The organism is Arcticibacter svalbardensis MN12-7, assembly GCF_000403135.1.
GTDB lineage: Bacteria > Bacteroidota > Bacteroidia > Sphingobacteriales > Sphingobacteriaceae > Arcticibacter > Arcticibacter svalbardensis.
Genome location: NZ_AQPN01000126.1, coordinates 1 through 22,238, shown reverse-complemented (window position 1 = coordinate 22,238; position 22,238 = coordinate 1). Strand labels below are relative to the sequence as shown.

General features: G+C 36.5%; 18 protein-coding genes and 1 rRNA gene. 8 read left to right on the top strand and 11 right to left on the bottom strand.

What is annotated here, in order from left to right; genetic code table 11:
• The 5 genes from ADIARSV_RS22695 to ADIARSV_RS17110 form a co-directional block, all read left to right on the top strand.
• The coding region (locus ADIARSV_RS22695; RefSeq protein ID WP_235048440.1) for a hypothetical protein at positions 1–207 on the top strand (207 nt) is incomplete at its 5' end.
• A 303-nt stretch (positions 208–510) separates the two neighbouring features.
• Positions 511–1,278: a carboxy-S-adenosyl-L-methionine synthase CmoA gene (cmoA, locus tag ADIARSV_RS17125; RefSeq protein WP_016196901.1), complete on the top strand. Its 768-nt coding sequence runs from the start codon at positions 511–513 to the stop codon at positions 1,276–1,278.
• Positions 1,278–2,003 (top strand): methyltransferase family protein, encoded by a 726-nt coding sequence (locus tag ADIARSV_RS17120; RefSeq protein WP_016196900.1) that lies wholly within the window; start codon positions 1,278–1,280, stop codon positions 2,001–2,003. The genes cmoA and ADIARSV_RS17120 overlap by 1 nt, the downstream gene beginning before the upstream one ends.
• A gap of 63 nt (positions 2,004–2,066) precedes the next feature.
• Positions 2,067–4,295, top strand: a complete 2,229-nt coding sequence (locus tag ADIARSV_RS17115; RefSeq protein WP_083936612.1) for a sodium-translocating pyrophosphatase — start codon at positions 2,067–2,069, stop codon at positions 4,293–4,295.
• 131 nt (positions 4,296–4,426) lie between these two features.
• Positions 4,427–5,005 (top strand): MarC family protein, encoded by a 579-nt coding sequence (locus ADIARSV_RS17110; RefSeq protein ID WP_016196898.1) that lies wholly within the window; start codon positions 4,427–4,429, stop codon positions 5,003–5,005.
• A 1-nt stretch (position 5,006) separates the two neighbouring features.
• Here the strand turns inward: ADIARSV_RS17110 and ADIARSV_RS17105 are convergent, their stop codons facing one another.
• From ADIARSV_RS17105 to ADIARSV_RS17085, 5 genes are read right to left on the bottom strand one after another with little or no spacing between them, the layout of a single operon-like run.
• Entirely contained in the window at positions 5,007–6,188 is a 1,182-nt protein-coding gene (locus tag ADIARSV_RS17105; protein ID WP_040300489.1) for an RsmB/NOP family class I SAM-dependent RNA methyltransferase, read from the bottom strand.
• A gap of 2 nt (positions 6,189–6,190) precedes the next feature.
• Positions 6,191–7,720, bottom strand: coding sequence for a glutamine-hydrolyzing GMP synthase (gene guaA / locus ADIARSV_RS17100; RefSeq protein WP_016196896.1), 1,530 nt, complete (start codon positions 7,718–7,720; stop codon positions 6,191–6,193).
• 43 nt (positions 7,721–7,763) lie between these two features.
• Positions 7,764–7,991 (bottom strand): hypothetical protein, encoded by a 228-nt coding sequence (locus ADIARSV_RS17095; protein ID WP_016196895.1) that lies wholly within the window; start codon positions 7,989–7,991, stop codon positions 7,764–7,766.
• Positions 7,992–8,015: 24 nt separating this feature from the next.
• On the bottom strand, positions 8,016–9,290 hold the full coding sequence (locus tag ADIARSV_RS17090; protein ID WP_016196894.1) for a M16 family metallopeptidase: 1,275 nt from the start codon (positions 9,288–9,290) through the stop codon (positions 8,016–8,018).
• Entirely contained in the window at positions 9,287–10,525 is a 1,239-nt protein-coding gene (locus tag ADIARSV_RS17085; protein ID WP_016196893.1) for a M16 family metallopeptidase, read from the bottom strand. Before ADIARSV_RS17085 ends, ADIARSV_RS17090 begins: the two co-directional genes overlap by 4 nt.
• Positions 10,526–10,714: 189 nt before the next feature.
• Here ADIARSV_RS17085 and ADIARSV_RS17080 point away from each other — a divergent pair, with 189 nt between their 5' ends.
• Together ADIARSV_RS17080 and yidC are read left to right on the top strand one after the other, a co-directional pair.
• A complete protein-coding gene (locus ADIARSV_RS17080; protein ID WP_016196892.1) occupies positions 10,715–12,334 on the top strand; it encodes a CTP synthase in 1,620 nt (539 codons plus the stop codon).
• Positions 12,335–12,354: 20 nt separating this feature from the next.
• Positions 12,355–14,205, top strand: a complete 1,851-nt coding sequence (yidC, locus tag ADIARSV_RS17075) for a membrane protein insertase YidC (RefSeq protein ID WP_016196891.1) — start codon at positions 12,355–12,357, stop codon at positions 14,203–14,205.
• 95 nt (positions 14,206–14,300) lie between these two features.
• On the opposite strand, the gene ADIARSV_RS17070 is transcribed toward yidC, so the two are convergent.
• Positions 14,301–15,491, bottom strand: coding sequence for an MFS transporter (locus tag ADIARSV_RS17070; RefSeq protein ID WP_016196890.1), 1,191 nt, complete (start codon positions 15,489–15,491; stop codon positions 14,301–14,303).
• Positions 15,492–15,560: 69 nt separating this feature from the next.
• On the opposite strand from ADIARSV_RS17070, the gene queG reads away from it, so the two are divergent.
• Positions 15,561–16,496 carry a tRNA epoxyqueuosine(34) reductase QueG gene (queG, locus tag ADIARSV_RS17065; RefSeq protein WP_016196889.1) on the top strand — a complete coding sequence of 312 codons (936 nt, stop codon included), beginning with the start codon at positions 15,561–15,563 and terminating at the stop codon, positions 16,494–16,496.
• A 37-nt stretch (positions 16,497–16,533) separates the two neighbouring features.
• Here queG and ADIARSV_RS17060 read toward each other — a convergent pair whose 3' ends face one another.
• The 5 genes from ADIARSV_RS17060 to rrf all read right to left on the bottom strand — a co-directional run bounded on the left by ADIARSV_RS17060 (position 16,534) and on the right by rrf (position 22,157).
• Entirely contained in the window at positions 16,534–17,589 is a 1,056-nt protein-coding gene (locus tag ADIARSV_RS17060) for a 3'-5' exonuclease (RefSeq protein ID WP_016196888.1), read from the bottom strand.
• A gap of 184 nt (positions 17,590–17,773) precedes the next feature.
• Entirely contained in the window at positions 17,774–18,310 is a 537-nt protein-coding gene (locus tag ADIARSV_RS17055) for a C40 family peptidase (RefSeq protein ID WP_040300485.1), read from the bottom strand.
• Positions 18,311–18,312: 2 nt separating this feature from the next.
• The gene (gene mutS, locus ADIARSV_RS17050; RefSeq protein WP_016196886.1) at positions 18,313–20,922 is read right to left on the bottom strand and encodes a DNA mismatch repair protein MutS; all 2,610 of its coding nucleotides are present in this window, start codon (positions 20,920–20,922) and stop codon (positions 18,313–18,315) included.
• 100 nt (positions 20,923–21,022) lie between these two features.
• Positions 21,023–21,370: a DUF3024 domain-containing protein gene (locus ADIARSV_RS17045; RefSeq protein ID WP_052017042.1), complete on the bottom strand. Its 348-nt coding sequence runs from the start codon at positions 21,368–21,370 to the stop codon at positions 21,023–21,025.
• A gap of 675 nt (positions 21,371–22,045) precedes the next feature.
• Positions 22,046–22,157, bottom strand: a 5S ribosomal RNA gene (gene rrf / locus ADIARSV_RS17040).
• Positions 22,158–22,238 lie beyond the last annotated feature (81 nt).

Sequence of the window (22,238 nt, the reverse complement as noted above, 5' to 3'; positions counted from 1 at the left end):
TTAAGTATTTTAACTATATCGATTAGATTATTTCTTAATAAAATACATTTGCAAGTTGGTAATTTATTTCTATTAATTATTCATGTAATATATGTCGCCTTTGTAATTATAGCAATTTTCGAAATAAATGGATCTAAGCGAATAAATTCTAGTGAAAAAATGATGTGGACTGTTGGATTTATCTTTTTTGGCTCCATAACTGGTTGATTCAGCTGGCCAACGTAAGATATTATTTTAAATTTATGCCCATGTGATGTGATTAGTGAGGTTTTCCACTTTTTAATTACCTTTACAGGCTTACCAAAGTATTAGTTTCGGGAGCAGCATACCCGTTGAGAGTGGTGAATTAAAATTTCTACGCTTTGAAAGTATATGAATATTTATAATGCTTTTGGAAGTAATGATAAAAAAACCAATCTTCAACTTTTAATTAAAACCAGTTAAACCATTGTTTGGTTTAATTCAAAACGATATCGTTCTAACAAGCGTTAAAGAATATTTGATAAAAAAATGAATTCTAAAACTGATGCACAGCACAATCAGCCTGGCGCCCCAAAAGATGAGGTGTTTCGCGATGAAATCAATCAGATCTCTGATTTTAAATTTGGTACCAAAGTAGTCAACGTATTCGACGACATGGTTAGCCGCTCTGTCCCCTTCTACGGAGAAATGCAACGTATGATTTCTGAGATTGCTGCTGATCATGCTCAAACGGGAACATCGGTATATGACCTAGGCTGCTCCACTGGAACTACCATGATTGGTATGAATACCTCTGTTGCGCAAGATATTAAATTTGTGGGAATAGATGACGCAGCGGAAATGCTGAAGAAATGTGATGAGAAGCTTCAGGAAGCAGGATTTACACGCCCTTATGAATTAGTTGAAGCTGACATTCAAAGCGGCTTTAAAGTGGAGAATGCATCGGTTGTGGTATTATGCCTTACACTTCAGTTTATTCGTCCTATTTGTAGGGAGAAGGTACTCCGGACTATCGTAGATGGACTGGTTCCTGGTGGTGTATTAATTTTGGTAGAAAAAATCCTTACTGAGCAAAGTGTATTTAATCGTAATTTTATAAAGTATTACTATGATTATAAAAGGAGAAATCATTATAGTGAAATGGAGATTTCGCAGAAACGCGAAGCTTTAGAGAACGTTTTAATTCCCTATAAATCAAGTGAAGATATATTAATGCTTCATGATTCCGGATTTTCACAAACGGAAGTATTTTTCAAATGGTATAATTTCACAGGTATAATTGCTATTAAAAACTAATGATGATCTCTATTGGTAACTTTTTTTTTAAGTACAGAAACTATTTATTTATCTTTTTATACCTCGCTCTTTTTATTCCATCACCTGATATTTTTACATCGGAAGTTTTTGGCCCGAACTATTATATTTTGCCAGTTGTATTGGGATTATTCATCACAATTAGTGGACAATTAATCAGGGGTTTAACTATTGGATTAGCCTATATTGTTAGAGGCGGCTTAAATAAAAAAGTATATGCGGACAAGTTAGTAACAGAAGGAATCTTTAACCATTGCCGGAATCCGTTATATGTTGGAAACATATTGATGCTTTTTGGTGTTGGGATTTTATCAAACTCTATTTTATTTGTGGGCATTTTGATGCCTATTTTTCTTTTTATTTATCAGGCAATTGTATTGGCGGAAGAAAATTTTCTGCGTAATAAATTCGGAGCTGATTTTAATAACTATTGTAGCAGAGTAAACCGCTGGTGGTTAAGCCTGAAAGGAATTGGCTCAACATTCTCTAGCATGCGTTTTAACGCAAAAAGATGGATTTTAAAAGAATATAATACACAATTTGTGTGGCTGGTAGGGATTACCCTTATTCTATTAATTAATTATCCGCAAATTACAAGTGGTGATACTGATTTCAGAAATGTGCTGATAGCAGCATTCCTTATAGGATTGACCTTGCTATATATTTTCGTTAGGTACATGAAAAAGTCTGGAAAGATGGTGGATTAAACATAATTATTTGTTTATATCGCAAAGCCATATATATTTGAAATAAACTAACCAATTATTCATATGGACCTTTTGTACACTAACTTAATTTACCTTATTCCCTTTATGGGAGTTATTGGAATCATTTTCATGGTCCTCAAATCTCAATGGGTGATCAAACAAGATGCTGGCGATGAAAACATGCAACAACTTGCTGGTTATATAGCAGATGGAGCCATGGCATTTCTAAAAGCGGAATGGAAGATTCTAAGCTATTTCGCAGCGATCACAGGGGCACTTCTCTTTTGGTCAGGTACCTTAATAGAAACCTCGAGTTGGGTAATTTCAATATCTTTTCTCATTGGCGCGTTTACTTCGGCATTAGCAGGATATATCGGAATGAGAATAGCAACCAAAGCGAATGTACGCACTACTCAAGCTGCTAAAACGAGCTTATCAAAGGCTTTTAAAGTTGCTTTTACAGGTGGTAGCGTAATGGGCCTGGGTGTAGCCGGTCTGGCCGTACTTGGTTTAGGTTCCTTATTCATCGTTTTCTATCATATGTATGTGGTTCAAACCGGATCTTCAGTAAATGGGAAAGGGATGGAAAAAGCGCTTGAAGTGCTGGCCGGATTTTCCCTTGGAGCTGAATCTATTGCGCTATTTGCAAGGGTAGGTGGAGGTATTTATACTAAGGCGGCTGACGTAGGTGCGGATTTGGTTGGAAAGGTGGAAGCTGGCATTCCCGAAGATGATGTTCGGAACCCGGCTACCATAGCTGATAATGTGGGGGATAATGTGGGGGATGTTGCCGGAATGGGCGCGGATTTGTTTGGTTCCTATGTGGCTACTATTCTTGCGACAATGGTTCTTGGTCGTGAGATTGTTTCTCAGGACAACTTCGGAGGCATTGCTCCTATTCTTTTGCCGATGCTTATTGCTGGACTAGGTTTATTGTTTTCGATAGCATCAACCTACATAGTAAGTATTAAAAAAGACACCGATAGTGTGCTTACTGCTTTGAATTTGGGTAACTGGACGTCAATTATATTAACTGCTTTTGCGTCTTACCTGGCTGTACAATGGTTATTGCCCGATACTATGATTATAAGGGGCTTTTCTTTTAGTAAAGATGATGTATTTTATGCTATTCTGGTTGGTCTTGTTGTAGGAACATTGATGAGTATGATTACTGAATATTATACGGCAATGAATAAAAGACCGGTACGGTCTATCGTGAATCAATCGTCTACAGGTCATGCGACAAATATTATAGGAGGGATTTCGGTTGGTATGGAGTCCACTCTTCTTCCTGTACTTGTTTTAGCAATGGGTATTTACGGATCTCATTACTTTGCGGGTTTGTATGGAGTGGCCATTGCTGCTGCAGGAATGATGGCAACAACGGCTATGCAGCTTGCAATTGATGCCTTTGGGCCGATTGCTGATAACGCTGGTGGAATTGCTGAAATGAGTAAACTTCCTCATGAAGTGCGGGAAAGAACAGACACACTGGATGCTGTAGGCAACACGACTGCTGCTACAGGAAAAGGTTTTGCTATTGCATCTGCTGCTTTGACTTCATTGGCATTGTTTGCAGCTTTCGTGGGGATTGCTGGGATAAATTCAATTGATATTTACAAGGCGAATGTACTTGCCGGATTGTTTGTTGGAGGGATGATTCCTTATATCTTTTCTTCGTTGGCAATTGCTGCTGTTGGTCGTGCGGCAATGGATATGGTTCAGGAAGTAAGACGCCAGTTCAGAGAAATTCCTGGTATTATGGAATATAAGGCACGTCCTGAATATGAAAAGTGTATTGCTATTTCTACCAAAGCATCAATTAGAGAGATGATGTTACCGGGTGCTATTGCATTAATCGTTCCTGTACTAGTAGGATTTACAATGGGTCCGGAAGTTTTGGGTGGTGTGTTAGCGGGTGTTACCGTGTCAGGTGTCCTTTTAGGCATGTTTCAATCAAACGCTGGGGGCGCATGGGATAACGCAAAGAAGTCTTTTGAAAAAGGAGCCATTATCAATGAGGAAACATTTTATAAAAACTCTGATCCTCATAAGGCTTCTGTAACAGGTGATACTGTTGGTGATCCATTTAAAGATACTTCAGGTCCTTCGATGAATATATTGATCAAATTGATGTCCATCGTATCGTTGATTATTGCACCTCATATTGCTGTAGGACCTCCCTACCATGCGGCAACCTCCATTGAAAAGAATCACACCATCAATAGGATAATTGATAAAAATTCATCCAACACAGAGGTTTATAATGCTGCTCCGGTTGTGAGAAAATAGACCACAATATTTAAACTCTTTTAGTTATAAATTCATTTTAGACACCATAATCGTACCTGTATCTAAAATAAACTTAATTTCCCTGTTTAAACTTAATATCTTTGTGCGCATTTTATATGCCCACAATAAATATGAATGAATACTTTAAATTTGATCATAAACAGATTCTTTCTGTTTCCATGATCTTGTTTGCGATAATAGATATTATTGGTTCTGTACCTGTTGTAATTGAGTTAAGGAAAAAAGCTGGTCATATACAATCAGAAAAAGCGACCATAGTGTCCACAATTCTAATGATACTATTTCTTTTTCTTGGGACAGAACTCCTTAAGCTCATCGGTTTGGATGTCGCTTCATTTGCTATAGCAGGCTCTTTTGTCATCTTTGTTATCGCTATGGAAATGATATTGGGGATTACTTTTTTTAAAGAGGACTTACCTGAAACCATATCTATAGTACCTCTGGCATTCCCCCTGATTGCTGGTGCTGGAACGATGACTACCTTGCTTTCGCTGAAATCTGAATATGACACTCAGAATATTCTTGTAGGTATTTTAATCAACATGATATTTGTATATGTAGTATTGAAAAATGTGTTCTGGCTGGAACGTTTGTTAGGAAAATCTGGTTTAAGTGTATTAAGAAAAGCATTCGGTATCATTCTTTTGGCTATCGCAATCAAGCTTTTCAAGAATAATACCGGCCTTTAGTTTATCGAATTAATCGCGCTACAAACATGCTATCTGCTTTACGCTCATAGCCTTTTATTACTTCCAGTTTTTCTAATTTCAAATCGTAGGTTTTAACCAGGTACTCCACATTCGCTTCATTTTCTTCTTTGAAAACAGAGCATGTGATATAAATTAAGGGTTTACCCGGCTTTAGGAATTTAATGAGATTACCAGCTATGGAGCGTTGTAGGCCTTGAAAAGTTAAAATTTGCTGGGAATTAAACTGACTTATTAATTCAGGACTTCTTCCCCATGTTCCTGATCCGGTACAAGGAGCATCCAGAATAATACCATCAAACATATAGCTATTCAGATATAAGGTAGGATCCTTTGTGAGGTCAATAATCTTTTTCTGATAGTCTTTCACTCCGGCACGCTTAAATCGTTCATCCAGATTGAAAAGGATATTCTCCCTGACATCAGTTACAAGTAGTTTAATATTCTTTTGTTGATGGAAGAGATTCAGCGATTTGCCACCAGAAGCAGCACAACTATCCCACCAATAATCATATTGATGAGGCTCAAAGAAAGTACTTGCGTGTTGAGAAGAAAGGTCCTGAACTTCAAATAAACCTGTTCCTTTTGCAATTTCAGGGAACAGCATGTCTAATTTAACCCCATTCGGCAGAGCAAGTGTAGATTCAGAAATTTCTCGATACTTAATCTCAGCTAGATCAAGCGTTTTTTTAACACGAGATTCCTTTCCCGGATGAATCCTGATAAACAAGTCAGGTTGTACAAATAAAGAGGTTAGAAAAGCTCTTTTGTCGATACCTGCAGAAAAATGATCGGTAAATGGATATACGTCATCAAGTACAAAACCGAAATCTGCCTGTTCAAGATGAGCAATGCGACCTGCAAGCGGCTGATCGGCATGAGCAAATAGTTCAGGATTTAAATGTGCTAAAAAGAGGCTTGAATTTCCTTCGCATAAAAATTCAGCCAATACCATCCGTTCCCCTTCTGGTAAATTAGAACAAGCCCTACCTAAGCGAAAGAAATTATAGAGTAGGCGACTAGCTGTACGCCTGTCGCCTGATCCCATTTGTTTATTTTCACGAAAATAGCCTGGAAGAAACCTCGCCAATTGCATGCTTTTAGGGTATGCATAAAGGATTCTAAGAAAGGTTTTGAGCTGATTGTCGTATTTGTTTGTAGTCATGGTTATTCCCATTCAATAGTTGCTGGTGGTTTTGATGAAATATCATAGACCACCCTATTGATACCTTTAACATTATTTATAATTTCATTGGATATTTTACCAAGAATCTCATAAGGGATATGACTCCAATCGGCTGTCATACCATCCATAGAGCCTACAGCTCGCAAACAGATGACATGTTCATAGGTACGCTCATCTCCCATAACCCCTACCGATTGAACAGGTAAGAAAATTGCACCTGCCTGCCAAACCTTATCATACCAGCCGGTACTTTTCAGGATATTGATATAAATAGCATCTGCTTCTTGTAAGATAGCGATCCTTTCAGGAGTAATTTCTCCTATAATACGAATTGCTAATCCTGGTCCTGGAAAAGGATGGCGACCTAAAAGCGCAGGATCTAATCCAAGTGCTTTACCTACACGTCTTACTTCGTCCTTAAATAAAGTATTAAGAGGTTCAACCACTTTTAGCTTCATAAAGTCTGGAAGTCCACCTACATTATGATGTGATTTTATGGTTGCAGAAGGACCGTTTACGGATAAGGATTCGATAACATCAGGATAAATTGTACCTTGACCTAACCACTTAACATCTTGTACTTCATGAGCTGCCTGGTCAAAAACCTCAATAAAAGCTTTACCAATAATCTTACGCTTTTTCTCGGGATCTTTCACTCCTGTAAGCTGTCCTACAAAAAGTTCTCTTGCATTGATACCACGTACATTCAGCCCCATGTGCTGATAAGAGTCGAGTACTTGCTCAAACTCGTTCTTACGTAAGAGTCCATTATCAACAAATATACAGTGGAGGTTTGCGCCAATAGCTTTGTGTAGAAGTACTGCTGCAACGGATGAATCTACACCTCCTGACAATCCCAGGATAACTTTATCGTTTCCTAATTTAGTTTTTAAATCTTGAATAGTAGTATCAATAAACGATTCGGAATTCCAATCCTGAGTGCAATGGCAAATGCCGATTAAGAAGTTTTCCAATAGTTGTTTACCATCTGTACTATGCGTTACTTCTGGGTGAAACTGAATACCATAGGTTTGGGAGCCTTTGATTTGAAATGCGGCAACAAGCACGGTATCTGTACTGGCAATTATTTCAAATTCATCAGGGATCCTGGATATCGTATCGCCGTGTGACATCCACACCAATGAATCGGCAGGTATCTTATTTAGCAAAAGATTTGTATCATTAACATAAGTCAGGTTTGCCCTTCCATATTCGCGTATAGTTGAGGGTGTAACCTCACCTCCTGAGTTTTGCGCCAAATATTGGGCTCCATAACATACACCTAAAACGGGATATTTAGTATGAAATAAGCTGAAATCGATTTGTGGGGCATCGTCTTGCCTTACAGATGCAGGGCTTCCTGATAAGATAATCCCTTTAACACTATCGTCAAGCGCGGGAACATGGTTAAAGGGGTAAATTTCACAGTATACGTTTAATTCTCTTACACGGCGGGCAATAAGTTGAGTGTACTGCGATCCGAAATCAAGAATGATAATTTTCTCTTGCATGGGCGAAGCTACATATTATCAGTAAAAAACGCAAATTTATGGCTTATAAGCTCATACGTAAATGATGTTCATCCATGAGATTCTTTAAAAATGTACTTATCTGAAGCATAATATCAGCATTTAAATAAGTACCATCAGGATTAAAAACATATTCCTTTTGAGATAATGAATAACGAATGACTCCCAGGGGAAAATCTTCAAACGACTTCACATAATAGATTTTAGTATTTACATATTTGTCGGCAAGAATAAAATTAACCGGTCTGTCCATTAGAATTTAGTATTACTGATACCGCTATTTTTTTCCTGTAATTACAATATTAAATGAATTATAATCTAAATATTTATTGGCTAGTTCGAGTAGTTGTTGAGCGTTTATATGCTTGATAGTCTGCACATATCGTGTATAATACGCGTAATCTAAGCCCGCAAGGTAAATACTTTTGAACTTATCAGCATGGGAAAAGGCATTTTCTAAACTACCCATAAATGATCCCAGCATATAATTTTTAACAAGTTCAATTTCTTCCTCGGGGATAGGTTCCGTGCGAAGTAAATTCACTTCTTTTTCTATTTCCTCAAGGGTGAGTGTACAAACCTCAGCTCCAACTTCGGATGCTATTAAAAAATAACCAACGTTTTGAAGTGACACTAAACCCGAGCCTATACCATAGGTATATCCCTTCTCTTCGCGGATATTTGCCATGAGCCTGGAGCCGAAGTACCCCCCTAAAACTGTATTTAAAAATTGTAGTGCGGGAAAATCTGCATGATTCCGGGGAATAGATATTTGACCAATACGTATAGCAGACTGTAGAGCCTCTGGTTTTTCGGTGTAATATAATGACCCTTTTTTCTGTGGAATAGAAAATACATTTTTAGTGGATTGCACTGTATTTTCCCATCCGTTACCAAAGAAGCTGTTAATTTTCTCGGTTATAACCTCATCAACCTTACCTGAGGCTATGATAATGCAATTATTAGGCTGATAAGCTGCCTTATAATATTCTACTAATTGGTTGCGATCAACTTTATCATAGTCCTCTGCGTTGACAATGTATCCGTAAATAGAGTCTCCAAATAAAGAATTATTGAAGATTCTTTTTGTGACAACATCATTTTTTTCCAGACTAATTAAAAGCTTTTGTTTTTGATTCCGCACAAAAGTATCCAATTCTTCTTGAGGAAAAGTAGCTTCAGTCAAGATTTCCTTTACAAGTGGAAGAACGTCATCTAAATGTTTGCTTAACGTATATAGCGTAAAAGTAGAATGGTCAAAACCATATTCTGCCTGAATAAAGGCACCGTAACTGTCGATTCTTTCAGAGATCTGATAAGACGACATCGTTCTGGATCCCTCTATTAACAGAGAATTGGTTATAAAGGCTTGTAAAGGATGATTGACGTCCCAATTTACATTATTAAATATAAATTCAATTCTGACAAGCTCCTGCTCACCAGCGTTCACTACAAACAATTTTATGTTATTATCAAGCAGCCTTGGAGTTGCCTGAATCAGATTAATTTGATTAATCTCTTTGTATGCAGGTGCTATTGTTCTGTTGATCATTTATTTGCAAGATATAATAATGTAGAAGAATTTTCTTTTGTGAAAGTAGCTTTAGCTCGTTGAATAATGTCATTAGCTGAAATTCTCAGATACCGCTCAGTTTCTTTATTAAAGTCATTCGCATCACCTAAAACTTCAAAAAAAGCTAGATTCATCGCTTTATCCAATAAACTCATTTCAGCAAATACCATTGTAGATTCGATCTTATTTTTGACCTTATTCAATTCCGCTTCAGCAACTTGTTCGGAGCTAAAAGAATTAAGAACATCCCATATAGCTGATTCTGCCTCCTGAACACTAATTCCAGCTGCAGGCTTTCCATCAATAATGAGTAACCCTGGATCTGCACTACTTGTTAAGGAAGCGTTTATATCCGTAAACAATTTACGTTCCTTAACTAGATTATTGTAAAGGCGTGATGAATTACCTCGTGAAAGCATATCTGTAATTAAATCCACTTCATAATATCCCTGATCAGTTTTATCAGGCACATGAAATGCGATATAGATAGCATCCAAAGGAACATCTGCGTAAAAAACTTCACGACGTTCCTCTAATTGAACCGGCTCAACAGGAAGGTTTCTGATGTACTTTTCACCGGAATGAATATTTCCAAACCATTTTTCAGCGAGTATTTTCACATCCTTAGTTGAAACGGACCCTCCTACTACCATAATCGCATTTGAAGGACTATAGTGTTTTTTAAAGAAGTCTTTTACATCATCAATAGTTGCCTCTTCAATATGAGAAAGCTCTTTCCCTATTGTTGACCACATATAAGGATGCGTTTTATAAGCCAGTGGTCTGAGTTTTAACATTACATCGCCATAAGGCTGATTGAGGTAACGTTGTTTAAATTCTTCCGAAACGACATTTCGCTGAACGTCCAGACTTTTTTCAGAGAAAGCGAGATTTAACATTCTATCACTTTCCAACCAAAAGGCTGTTTCCAGATTTTCGGCAGGAAGTGTAATATAATAGTTTGTAATGTCATTGCTGGTAAAAGCATTGTTTTCACCACCAACCCTTTGAAGGGGTTCATCATAGGAAGGAATGTTGACTGATCCACCAAACATCAAATGCTCAAAAAGATGAGCAAAGCCTGTTTTAGAAGGATTTTCATCTCTGGCACCCACATTATATAAAATATTTATGACAGCCATCGGTGTAGTTGGGTCTTCATGAACAAGAACCATTAACCCGTTGTCTAGTTTAAATCTATTAAAATTTACCATTAAGGTTACTTTTCAGTGTATGTTGCAAATGTAAATCTTTTAAATTAAGTGTAATAACAAATCTCTGGTGATAAATCGAACAGATCGTTTTAATATGCTCCTTTTTTTCTTACTTTTGTAACCCGTACAAGAGAACGTATATTTTAAGTCAAACATAGGGGCTTAATGCGTTTTTAATCCATCACACTCATGACTAAATACATATTTGTTACGGGCGGCGTTACATCGTCGTTAGGAAAAGGAATTATTTCTGCCTCATTAGCAAAACTTTTACAAGCCCGTGGCTATCGTGTCACTATTCAAAAATTCGATCCTTATATCAATATTGATCCTGGAACATTAAATCCATATGAACATGGTGAATGTTATGTTACCGAAGATGGAGCAGAAACAGATTTAGATTTGGGACACTATGAACGTTTTTTGAATGTACCCACATCTCAGGCCAATAATATTACTACCGGTCGTATTTATCAAAACGTAATCAATAAAGAGCGTGAGGGTGCTTATTTAGGCAAAACAGTACAGGTAGTTCCTCATATTACAGACGAAATCAAGCGAAACATCAGACTCGTAGGTGAAAGTGGAGATTTCGATATTGTGATCACAGAATTAGGGGGTACAGTTGGCGACATTGAATCCCTTCCCTACATTGAAGCGGTAAGACAGTTTCGTTGGGAAATTGGTGCTAGTAATTCACTGGTGATCCATTTAACATTAATACCTTTCCTTGCAGCCGCTGGGGAACTCAAAACAAAACCAACACAGCACTCTGTTAAAATGTTACTTGAGTATGGTATTCAGCCTGATATTCTGGTTTGTCGTACTGAGCATCATTTATCAGGGGATATAAGAAGAAAAGTAGCATTATTCTGTAATGTAAATATCAATGCAGTGATTGAATCTATAGATGCATCTACCATTTATGATGTGCCACTATTGATGTTAAAGGAGCAACTGGATAAAACGGTCCTTACCAAATTAAAGCTTCCCTTAAAAAGTGATCCTAATTTAGACAACTGGAAAAATTTTCTAGGAAGATTAAAGAACCCTACTTCAGAAGTAAGTATAGGATTGGTTGGTAAATATGTTGAATTACCTGATGCATATAAATCCATCAACGAATCCTTTATTCATGCAGGCGCAAGTAATGAGTGTAAAGTTCGGGTAGTATGTCTTCATTCTGAAAGTATAACAGAAGAAAATGTTGCTGAACGATTAGCAGGATTGGATGGAGTTCTTGTAGCTCCAGGATTTGGTAGCAGGGGCATTGAAGGAAAAATCACTGCTATAAAGTATGTGCGTGAGAACAATATTCCTTTTTTCGGAATATGTCTTGGAATGCAATGTGCTGTAGTTGAATTTGCGCGAAATGTGCTGAAACTTCCAGATGCAAATAGCATGGAAATGGATGAAAATACCACCACTCCTGTAATATCCATGATGGAAGAGCAGAAAAAGATTAAAAACAAGGGTGGAACCATGCGTTTAGGATCTTATACTTGCGATTTAAAAAAGGGAAGTAAAGCGGCTCAGATTTATGGTAAAGCACAGATCACAGAAAGGCACAGACATCGTTATGAATTTAATAATGAATACCTTAAACAATTTGAAGATGCAGGCTTAATCGCCTCTGGTATGAATCCAGATAACAACCTTGTTGAGATAATTGAGCTTAAAAATCATCCATTTTTCATCGCTGGACAGTTTCACCCAGAATTAAAATCAACAGTTGCTAATCCACATCCACTTTTTGTTAACTTTGTCGCCGCTTCTTTAGCACATTCGAGAAAAATTAACAAAAAATAAGAATAGATATCAAACAATAAATGGATAAAAATACATTCACAGGACTATTTTTGATCTTAATCATTTTCATAGGTTCTATGTATCTGATGAATCCTTCAGAAACAGAAATTAAAAGAGAAAGGTTAGTTCAAGATTCTATCGCAAGAGCAAAAGCAAATAATCCTGATACGGCTAAACTACCAGCAAAAAATGCCAAACCAACATTAGCACCTGCTGTAGTAATTGATTCAGTAGCCATTAATGGGCCTTTCGGTAAATCTATAACTGGCTCAACTGAGACAGTTATACTTCAAAATGAATTGCTTAAGGTTAACCTAAGCACTAAGGGAGGTAGAGTTGCATCTGTAGAACTCAAAGGATTAAAGACTTATGATAATAAGCCATTAATTATGTTTGATGGTGAGAATAGCAATTTTGGTCTTACGTTCTTAGCAGGAAATAAAGAAATCAATACACAAGATCTATACTTTGTTCCTTCGCAAAAAGAGCTTACTGTTACAAAAAGTGATTCCTCAAGTGTAACAATGAGACTTAGTTATTCTTCAAACCAGTTTATAGATTATATCTACTCCATAAAAGGCGACAGTTATAATGTAGGATTAACTATTGTCACTACTGGTTTGGACAATGTTATCTCTGCATCGAAACCTCTTACATTAAACTGGCAGGCTACTCTAAAACAAAAAGAAAAAGACATTGCAAGTGAACAACGTTACTCAGGTGCGTATTTTAATCACGCTGACAACGAAGTAGACCATATTGGATCAAGCAAAGACGAAACAAAGGAACTTGGTGAAGATGGAAAAGTTCAATGGATATCTTTCAAACAACATTTCTTTTCAAATGTGCTGATTGCTAAAAATGGTTTTACTAAAGGTAAATTAGCCGTTACAGTACCAACCACTCCAGGACTTGTAAAATCTATAACAGCAAGCATGCAACTCGCTAAAGGAAAAGATAATACAGACGCTTATCCATTAACTTTTTATTTCGGTCCTAACCGTTTCAATACTTTAAAAGCGCAGGGTTATAACATTGAAAAACAAATTGATTTAGGTTGGGGTCCTCTTAAGTGGATCAATAAAGTAGCCGTATTATTTATTTTTAAAGCTTTAGAAGGATTAGGGTGGAGTTATGGTATCATTATCCTTATTTTAACTATAATTTTAAAAACAGTTTTGACTCCCCTTACTTACAAGTCATATCTTTCTATGGCTAAAATGCGGGTATTAAAACCCGAAATGGATGAAATTAAAGTTAAAGTTGGTGATGATAATCCTACACTTTTACAACAGGAATATCTTAAACTGTATAAAAAAGCAGGAGTAAATCCTCTTGGGGGATGTATACCCATGGTACTGCAATTACCTATTGTAATGGCATTTTTCTTCTTCTTTCCAAACTTGTTTGAATTACGGCAAGAAAGTTTCCTATGGATGAAGGATTTATCCACCTATGATTCAGTAATCAATTTCACAAAGATCCCTTTATTGAATATTAATCACATCAGTTTAATGTGTTTGCTGATGACAGTATCTACGTTGGTTACTACCTACTTTAATAATCAAACTTCGGGAGCGACAGGACAAATGAAGTACATTGGATATATTACACCAGTAATTTTCTTAACTGTATTGAATAGTTATCCTTCAGGTCTAAATTATTACTACTTCTGCGCCAACGTATTAACATTTGTTCAACAGTTAATTATCAGACAACTGGTTAATGATGAAAAAATACATGCCCGCATTCAGGAAAACAAGAAAAAACCTGTAGTTGAAAAGAAAAAATCTAAGTTTCAACAGAAAATGGATGATTATATGAGACAACAAAAACCTGCTCCTAAATCTGATCCTAAAAAAGGAAAATAGGTTTTACAAAATTCAATAAAAAGGCTGGTTATATAACCGGCCTTTTTTGTGTTCTTAATTAATCAGATTGATCACCTATAAAATCAAGGTATCATTTATATCTTAGAAGTAGATTTTGAGTGAAAAAATCTACTCTCTCTTATAAAAATGTAGATTAAAGCTAAGAATGATGCTCCAGCTGCAATGTAAAAGATCGTTGGAACCATTGAAATGATATCCTTATACATCCATCCTGCAAGTAAAGCTCCTAATCCAATTCCTGCTTCCAGTGCAATGTACATGGTCGCCATCGCTTTACCGCGATGTTCAGGGTGACTAAGATCTATTGTCCAGGCATTAGTTGCAGGAGATAATACGCCCCCCGCAATACCATACACAATTGATCCGATCAAAAGTCCCGTTACTGAAAGCGCATGACCTATTAAATAAAAAGAAATGCAAAGAAGAACCAAAGCCACTTTAATCACTGAAATACGACCGTAATTATCTGAGACTTTACCTGCTATAAATCTAATTAGTAAAGAAGAAATAGTAAAGGTCATAAAAAACAAACCCTTATTTTTCACTCCCAGATGCGCACCCCAATCAGGCACAAGTGTTAATAAGATACCATATCCCAAATAAGATAATAGAATGACCAATGCGGCAGGTAACACCCTCCATTCAATAATTTCCTTTTTTGAAATCTTCAGAAGTGAAAACTTAAACCGTTGGGGTCTTTTTAATGTTTCTTTCATATTCAATAATATGGCTATAGACAACATTGCAAATGCAGATGAGCAATAAAATAAAATGTCAATCGAGTAATAAGAGGTTATTAAACTCCCGATGGCAGGTCCAATGGCCATACCAGTACTAAAACATAACCCGTGAATACCAAGAGCCTCACCCCAGCGTTTAGCAGGAACAATATCAGCCACGTATGCTGCTGTAGCAGTAGGCTTAAAACCTGTTGAAAACCCATGGATTAATCTCAGAAACAAAAAGCCATTTATCGTACCTAAAACAGGATATAGAAATCCACACACAAAACAAACTATTGAACCAATAGCCATTACAGGAACCCTACCTATAGTATCGGTAAGTTTACCGCTAAATGGCCTGGAAATTCCTGCAGTTAACGTAAACAAAGCAATGATTAGCCCTTTGTATTCTGCTCCACCTAAGCTGCTTAAATAAGCAGGAAGTTCAGGAATAAGCATATTAAAACTAGCAGAAAAAAGTAATGAACTAGTACATAGTAAGGCAAAAGGTATTGTATAAAGTGGCGTATTATTTTCAGACATAAGATTCGCCAAAAATAATGATAATATGTACCAGAAGCTCTATTTCTTTTATTCAGTATCTTTGATATGATGTATAATAATCCACAGAAATATAGCCAGCTCATCAAACAAGAAGCATCCAGGTTAGGATTTATGTTTTGTGGTATTTCAAAAGCAGGTTTTCTTGAAGAAGAAGCTCCAAGGTTAGAAAACTGGTTAAAGCATAATTACAACGGAAAAATGGCCTATATGGAGAACAATTTTGACAAGCGTCTAGATCCCCGAAAACTTGTTGAGGGAGCTCGATCCGTTATTTCTCTTGCTTTAAATTATTATTCTGATTCATTACAATCAAATGCTGAAACTCTTAAAATTTCAAAATATGCCTACGGAAAAGACTACCACGATATTATAAAAGGAAAACTCAAGGAATTACTTTCATTTATTCGTTTGGAGATAGGTGATGTTGCAGGAAGGGCATTTGTAGATTCAGCCCCCGTACTTGACCGTGTATGGGCGAAAAAAGCAGGCTTTGGATGGATAGGCAAAAACAGCAACTTAATTAACAAAAAAAGTGGCTCATTTTTCTTTCTGGCTGAATTAATAGTAGACCTGGATTTAAATTATGATATAAGTGCAGATAAAGATTATTGTGGAACCTGTACAAAATGCATAGATGCCTGCCCTACACAAGCTATTGTTGCTCAGTCGATTGTAGATGGCAGCAAATGCATTTCATATCTCACTATCGAATTAAAAGAAGAGTTACCTTCGGAATTCAAAGGTAAAATGGATAACTGGATATTTGGATGTGATATTTGCCAGGACGTATGTCCGTGGAACCGCTTTTCAACTAATCACAGTGAGCCTGGATTTAATCCCCATCCAGATTTCTTTAATATGAAAAAATTTGATTGGAAAGAAATTACCGAAGATGTATTTAAAAAATTATTTAAAGGATCTGCAGTAAAAAGAACAAAGTTTATCGGATTAAAAAGGAATATAGATTTTTTAAATATAGATTAAACATGAAACCCATTGACTTCATGTTTAATCTATTAAATTATTTTCCGAATTTTTTCTTCAATTCTTCAAGCATGCTATCTGTAAGAGGAGCTGCAGGTTCATTTTTATTAAATAATGAACGTTGTGCTTCTGGTTCTTTTGGTTTTACAACCACAGGATTCTTTTGCCTAACTACATCATTATCCTTTTTCGGAGCAACTAATCTTGACGTTGCTAAATGATTAGGAACTGGCACATTTACAACTTCAGCTACAACTCTCTTTTCTGTACTTTTTTTAATTAAAACCTTCTTCTCATTCCACTTCACCCAAATTTTTTCCAAACATTTCTTGGTATAAAGAGGAAAATCACCATTTTGCATCCATGAATAATAACTTGGTTCGGCATGGAATACATCCTCTACGCATTTCCCTTTATGTTTACCAAAGTTAAACACCTCTATTCCCTTGTCATTAAACACCAGCCGACCTGCAAAATCAACAGGATTATGAAGATTCGTAAACTTATGTAATGCGTCAATATCGTTCTGTACAGGAACAGATACATTCCCTTTCTTATCCTTAAACTCAGTATCCTTATAACGTTCCAACTGACCTAACAGCACCTCATATGTAGCCGTTGTATCAGCATCAGCTGAATGGGCGTTTTCAATATCTTTGCCACAATAAAATCGGTAAGCCGCTTTAAGAGTACGCTGCTCCATCTGATGGAAAATATTCTGTACATCTACAAATTTTCGGTTATCCAAATCAAAAGGAACACCCACACGCAGGAATTCATCCATAAGCATAGGTATATCAAATTTATTGGAATTATAACCAGCAAGATCACAACCTTCCAGAAAAGCAGCGAACACTGGTCCAGCCTGTTTAAATGTTGGTGCATCTTTTATATCTTCATCATAGATACCATGAATCAAAGATGTTTCCAGAGGAATAGGCATTTCCGGATTGATACGCTGATTCTTCATTTCTTTAGAACCGTCAGGAAATACTTTAAGAACTGCAATTTCAACAATTCTGTCCGAGCCAATAGTAATACCAGTAGCTTCCAGGTCAAAAAATGCGAGAGGACGTTTAAGATTAAGTTTCATTTGTAAAATCATAAAGGATTGGAAATTTTTTAACTCCAAACCACTGTTGTCAAAAGTCGTAAAAATTATATCAGTATACTTATTTAATCGCTATCATTATTTAACAGTTAACTATAAGTCATTCAAATAACATATACATTTTTACTTGCTCTTATAATATCAAAATTAAAGCCAGATTTACTGTTTACTTTACTGATCCGCACCTAGAAAAATATTTATAATACCAAGAATCTTTTAAATTACTTATAATGACACCTTTGCTCGTTGAAACATGAACAAATTTATTATTAAGTAAATATACTCCTACATGATTAAAAGGTGAACCAGCAAAATCAAAAAACACCAAATCTCCTTCTTTTAAATCTTCTTCATACAACCTTTTAACCTGATCGGCCATTTGCCTGGCTGATCTTGGAAGATCCCTATTGTATATTTCTTTTTCAAGCCTGATCGCAAATCCCGAACAATCGACCCCTCCTTTTTCCATTCCCCCCAAACGATGAGGAGAACCCATCCAATTATCAATAAACTTGTACAAGCGTTCGTCTCTAATTTCTTTTTCTGAAACACCCAATAAAACAGAATAACGTTCTTTTAGACTTCCTGTTATATTTTTACCTCTACTACCCGAAGCATCAGTAATCATTTTACGCGAGCTACAAGATGTAATCAGGATAGATATAAAAATTATAGAAAGAAGTAAACAAGTCCGTTTATTCATATTTAACCTTTAAGAATCCGTTGAATGTCATCTAGTTTCATTAAAGCCTCCACAGGAGTTAACGTATTTACATCCAAATTATTTAACATATCTCGAATCTTTATCAATACAGGGTCATCAATAGAGAACATTTGTAATTGATAAGCCTGTTGCTGAACCTTTTTGATGCTATCTTTAATATTTTCACCCCCGGTCCGTTCCTGTTCCAATCTTTTTAAGATTTCATTAGCGCGAGCTATAAGTTTTGCTGGCATTCCTGCCATTCTAGCTACATGAATCCCAAAGCTATGTTCACTTCCACCTGGAACAAGCTTTCTTAGAAAAATAACTTTATTTCCAACCTCTTTAACTGTAACATTGAAATTTTTAATCCTGCTAAATGAATTCGATAATTCATTCAATTCATGGTAATGAGTGGCGAATAAAGTTTTTGCTTTAGCTGTTGGATGATTGTGCAAGAATTCAGCTATCGCCCATGCAATAGAGATCCCATCATATGTAGACGTACCTCTACCAATTTCGTCCAGAAGAATAAGGCTCCTGTCTGATAAATTATTCATGATGCTGGCTGTTTCATTCATCTCCACCATAAATGTTGACTCACCAGATGATAGATTATCAGAGGCTCCTACACGTGTGAATATTTTATCAATCAAGCCAATGTTAGCCGCTTTTGCCGGAACATAACACCCCATTTGGGCCATAAGCACAATCAAACCACACTGCCTTAATAAAGCAGATTTACCTGCCATATTGGGACCCGTTATAATAATAATCTGTTGAACCTCATTATCAAGGTAAACATCATTGGTTATATATTCTTCCCCAAGTGGTAAACTTTTTTCAATTACCGGATGTCTGCCACCTTTAATGTCCATAATATGTCCATCCTGTATCTGAGGTCTAACATAATAATTCTTTATGGCGAGAGTAGAAAAGCAAAGCAGTACATCCAACTGAGCAGCTAAATGTGCGTTCAACTGAATGGGACGAATATACTCAGATAAGGCATAAAGTAATTCGTTATACAATCTGGTCTCAAGCACCTGAATCTTCTCCTCAGCACCAAGAATCTGTTCCTCGTATTCCTTGAGCTCAGGAGTAATATAACGTTCTGCATTAACCAGTGTTTGTTTCCTGATCCAGTCAGTAGGAACCTTATCCCGATGTAAATTAGTCACCTCTAAATAATACCCGAAAACATTATTAAAGGCGACTTTCAAAGACGGAATTCCAGTGATTTCAGCTTCTCTTTTTTGAATTTCAATCAGATAACCTTTTCCGCCAAAAGCAATCTTACGTAATCTGTCTAGTTCTTCATTGACCCCTTCCGATATTACGCCACCCTTTGATAGCAACACCGGTGGTTCAGACTGAAGTTCTTTAGCAATCCTATCCCTAATCAGGATACATGGATTAATTTGCTCTCCTATTCTTTTTAGCGCTTCACTTTCTGATAAATCACAGCTGATTTTAATATTTTCAAGAGCAAAAAGGGCACGTTTTAATTGGCAAACCTCACGTGGATTGGCACGTTGCATTCCAACTTTAGATATTAACCGTTCTAAATCCCCTATCTGACTAATTTCTTGTAATAATAAGCCCCTTAATTCCTCCTGTTTGATCAAAAATTCTACCACATTCAAACGTTCTTCAATAGGCTTACGTTCCTTCAATGGCATCACAATCCATCGTCTCAACATCCGGGCACCCATAGGTGAGCTGGTTTGATCTAAAACATCTACTAAGGTGACTGCATTTTCATTAGGAGAATCAATAAGTTCCAAATTACGAATAGTAAAACGGTCGAGCCACATGAATCGATCCTCTTCTATACGCGCAATGGAAGATATATGCTGTAAATTCCGATGCTCTGTCTCGTTTAGATAATGCAAAGCAACACCGGCCGCTATAATTGCTACAGGTAGACGCTCAATGCCAAAACCTTTCAACGACTTAACATCAAAATGCTTTAAGAGATTTTCAGAAGCGAAATCACCTGTATACGCCCAATCATCCAATGTATAAGTATAAAAACGATCACCAAAAGCTTCAGTAAAATCCTTATTCCTACTTTTTTGAAAAATCACCTCACTAGGTTTCAGACTTTGAAGCAATTTATCAATATAGTCATTACTGCCTTGTGCTACTAAAAATTCACCTGTGGATATATCTATAAACGCAACACCAGTGGCCTGTTTATCAAAATAAATAGAGGCCAGGTAGTTATTTGACTTTTGTTGAAGGATATTATCGTTAAATGCAACACCAGGAGTAACCAGTTCAGTAACTCCACGTTTTACAATCGTTTTAACCGTTTTGGGGTCTTCAAGCTGATCGCATATGGCTACACGCTGACCAGCGCGTACCAATTTAGGTAAATAAGTTTCAATTGAATGATGAGGAAAGCCAGCTAATTCAATATATGAGTTAGAGCCATTTGCCCTTCTAGTCAGCACAATACCTAAAATTCCTGATGCTTTAATGGCATCCTCTCCAAATGTTTCGTAGAAATCACCCACTCTGAATAACAATAAAGCTCCTGGGTATTTAGCCTTAATGGTATTATACTGTTGCATGAGCGGGGTTTCTTTCACCAGACTTTTAGCCAATCTTTTTCCTTTTAACGCGCTAAATTAACAGTTTCAAAGGGGATTATTGCATTTGTTGAAAATGAAGTCTGCGATTTGTGTTTTATTCCCATGAATTACATCAACCCCAAAAGCAGTAATACTCATCTTGTTCAACCAATGATACAAACTCTTGAATATGGTCGACAGTTGGCTCAGGAGTATATGAATGCCATTTCTGATCACTTTGACGCCAGTACACTTTCCAAATATCCTTAGCAATAACAAAAGTAGCCTTTGCAATAGGTAACTCCATAATTTCCTCTGGATTATTCCAGCGAGGTCGTATTTCATAAATCATGACACTTTGTTTATCAAGATGATATGAAATATCCACTTTGTCTCTAAATTCTTCTTTAGGTCTTTTCCTTTCAAGAAAATTTTCCAAAACCTCTATTATTTCTAAAGTATGTAAAGTTTCAATAGCCATTTTGTTGTTGCATTGTTTATGCATCAAATATGTAAATTTATCTTACAAAAGTGAATATGATTGTTAATTATTTTAATGAAAATTTAAAAAGAGTAGCGTGTTTAAGATTTTGACACTTAACATAACACATGTTAGCTAATTGATATCCAAACTTTATCTTACATTTCCTTCATATACCCTATTTTAAGAAAGCAATTTTACACTAATAATCAACCCCAATCAAACCTATAAACCACTAAATTGTATGGGAAGAAGAAGTATTGAATCAACCGTTGCCAGATTTAAAGATTAATTAAAATTTGTACCAGGCCGAACATTCCTGTCCATTTCTACAATCCCGGTACAATAATCCCGTTATGTGCCAAACCAGATCTGGGTTACTTCTTCATTCCTGTCTGACCCGGTACCTGCGACATAGACGTTTCTACCCGCTCCTGATTGAGACCCTTATTACTAAGCTGCTTCCGATTTAAACCTATTCGTTTTCATTTCAGGATAAATTGGTTTCCTCTTTTTTGTTGCCCAAATATAAAAAGGGGATCATGGAGGTACGATTCCTGCCTGCAATCTTCCTATATCTTCTTAAAGAAGGTACGATAAGGACAGATTTTGCAGAAAAAACCGTTTAAACGCAAAAAAGCCCGGTAGTACTGAAACTACCGGACTGATTAAAGTATTTGGCACCGACCTACTCTCCCACATGTTACTGCAGTACCATCGGCTCAGGCGGGCTTAACTTCTCTGTTCGGAATGGGAAGAGGTGGACACCGCCGATATAGGCACCTAAATAAGGTGTAAACGCACTCGGGCTTGTGCCTTTGCTTGTTTAATATCGTTATCGATCTTTTTTGCTATTGCTTTTTGCTCT

What these genes read in the sequence shown, in the direction of transcription:
- cmoA (WP_016196901.1), top strand. Translation starts at nt 511, where the DNA reads ATGAATTCTAAAACTGATGCACAGCACAATCAGCCTGGCGCCCCAAAA.
- ADIARSV_RS17120 (WP_016196900.1), top strand. Translation starts at nt 1,278, where the DNA reads ATGATGATCTCTATTGGTAACTTTTTTTTTAAGTACAGAAACTATTTA.
- ADIARSV_RS17115 (WP_083936612.1), top strand. Translation starts at nt 2,067, where the DNA reads ATGGACCTTTTGTACACTAACTTAATTTACCTTATTCCCTTTATGGGA.
- ADIARSV_RS17110 (WP_016196898.1), top strand. Translation starts at nt 4,427, where the DNA reads ATGAATGAATACTTTAAATTTGATCATAAACAGATTCTTTCTGTTTCC.
- ADIARSV_RS17105 (WP_040300489.1), bottom strand. Translation starts at nt 6,188, where the DNA reads ATGACTACAAACAAATACGACAATCAGCTCAAAACCTTTCTTAGAATC.
- guaA (WP_016196896.1), bottom strand. Translation starts at nt 7,720, where the DNA reads ATGCAAGAGAAAATTATCATTCTTGATTTCGGATCGCAGTACACTCAA.
- ADIARSV_RS17095 (WP_016196895.1), bottom strand. Translation starts at nt 7,991, where the DNA reads ATGGACAGACCGGTTAATTTTATTCTTGCCGACAAATATGTAAATACT.
- ADIARSV_RS17090 (WP_016196894.1), bottom strand. Translation starts at nt 9,290, where the DNA reads ATGATCAACAGAACAATAGCACCTGCATACAAAGAGATTAATCAAATT.
- ADIARSV_RS17085 (WP_016196893.1), bottom strand. Translation starts at nt 10,525, where the DNA reads ATGGTAAATTTTAATAGATTTAAACTAGACAACGGGTTAATGGTTCTT.
- ADIARSV_RS17080 (WP_016196892.1), top strand. Translation starts at nt 10,715, where the DNA reads ATGACTAAATACATATTTGTTACGGGCGGCGTTACATCGTCGTTAGGA.
- yidC (WP_016196891.1), top strand. Translation starts at nt 12,355, where the DNA reads ATGGATAAAAATACATTCACAGGACTATTTTTGATCTTAATCATTTTC.
- ADIARSV_RS17070 (WP_016196890.1), bottom strand. Translation starts at nt 15,491, where the DNA reads ATGTCTGAAAATAATACGCCACTTTATACAATACCTTTTGCCTTACTA.
- queG (WP_016196889.1), top strand. Translation starts at nt 15,561, where the DNA reads ATGTATAATAATCCACAGAAATATAGCCAGCTCATCAAACAAGAAGCA.
- ADIARSV_RS17060 (WP_016196888.1), bottom strand. Translation starts at nt 17,589, where the DNA reads ATGAAACTTAATCTTAAACGTCCTCTCGCATTTTTTGACCTGGAAGCT.
- ADIARSV_RS17055 (WP_040300485.1), bottom strand. Translation starts at nt 18,310, where the DNA reads ATGAATAAACGGACTTGTTTACTTCTTTCTATAATTTTTATATCTATC.
- ADIARSV_RS17045 (WP_052017042.1), bottom strand. Translation starts at nt 21,370, where the DNA reads ATGGCTATTGAAACTTTACATACTTTAGAAATAATAGAGGTTTTGGAA.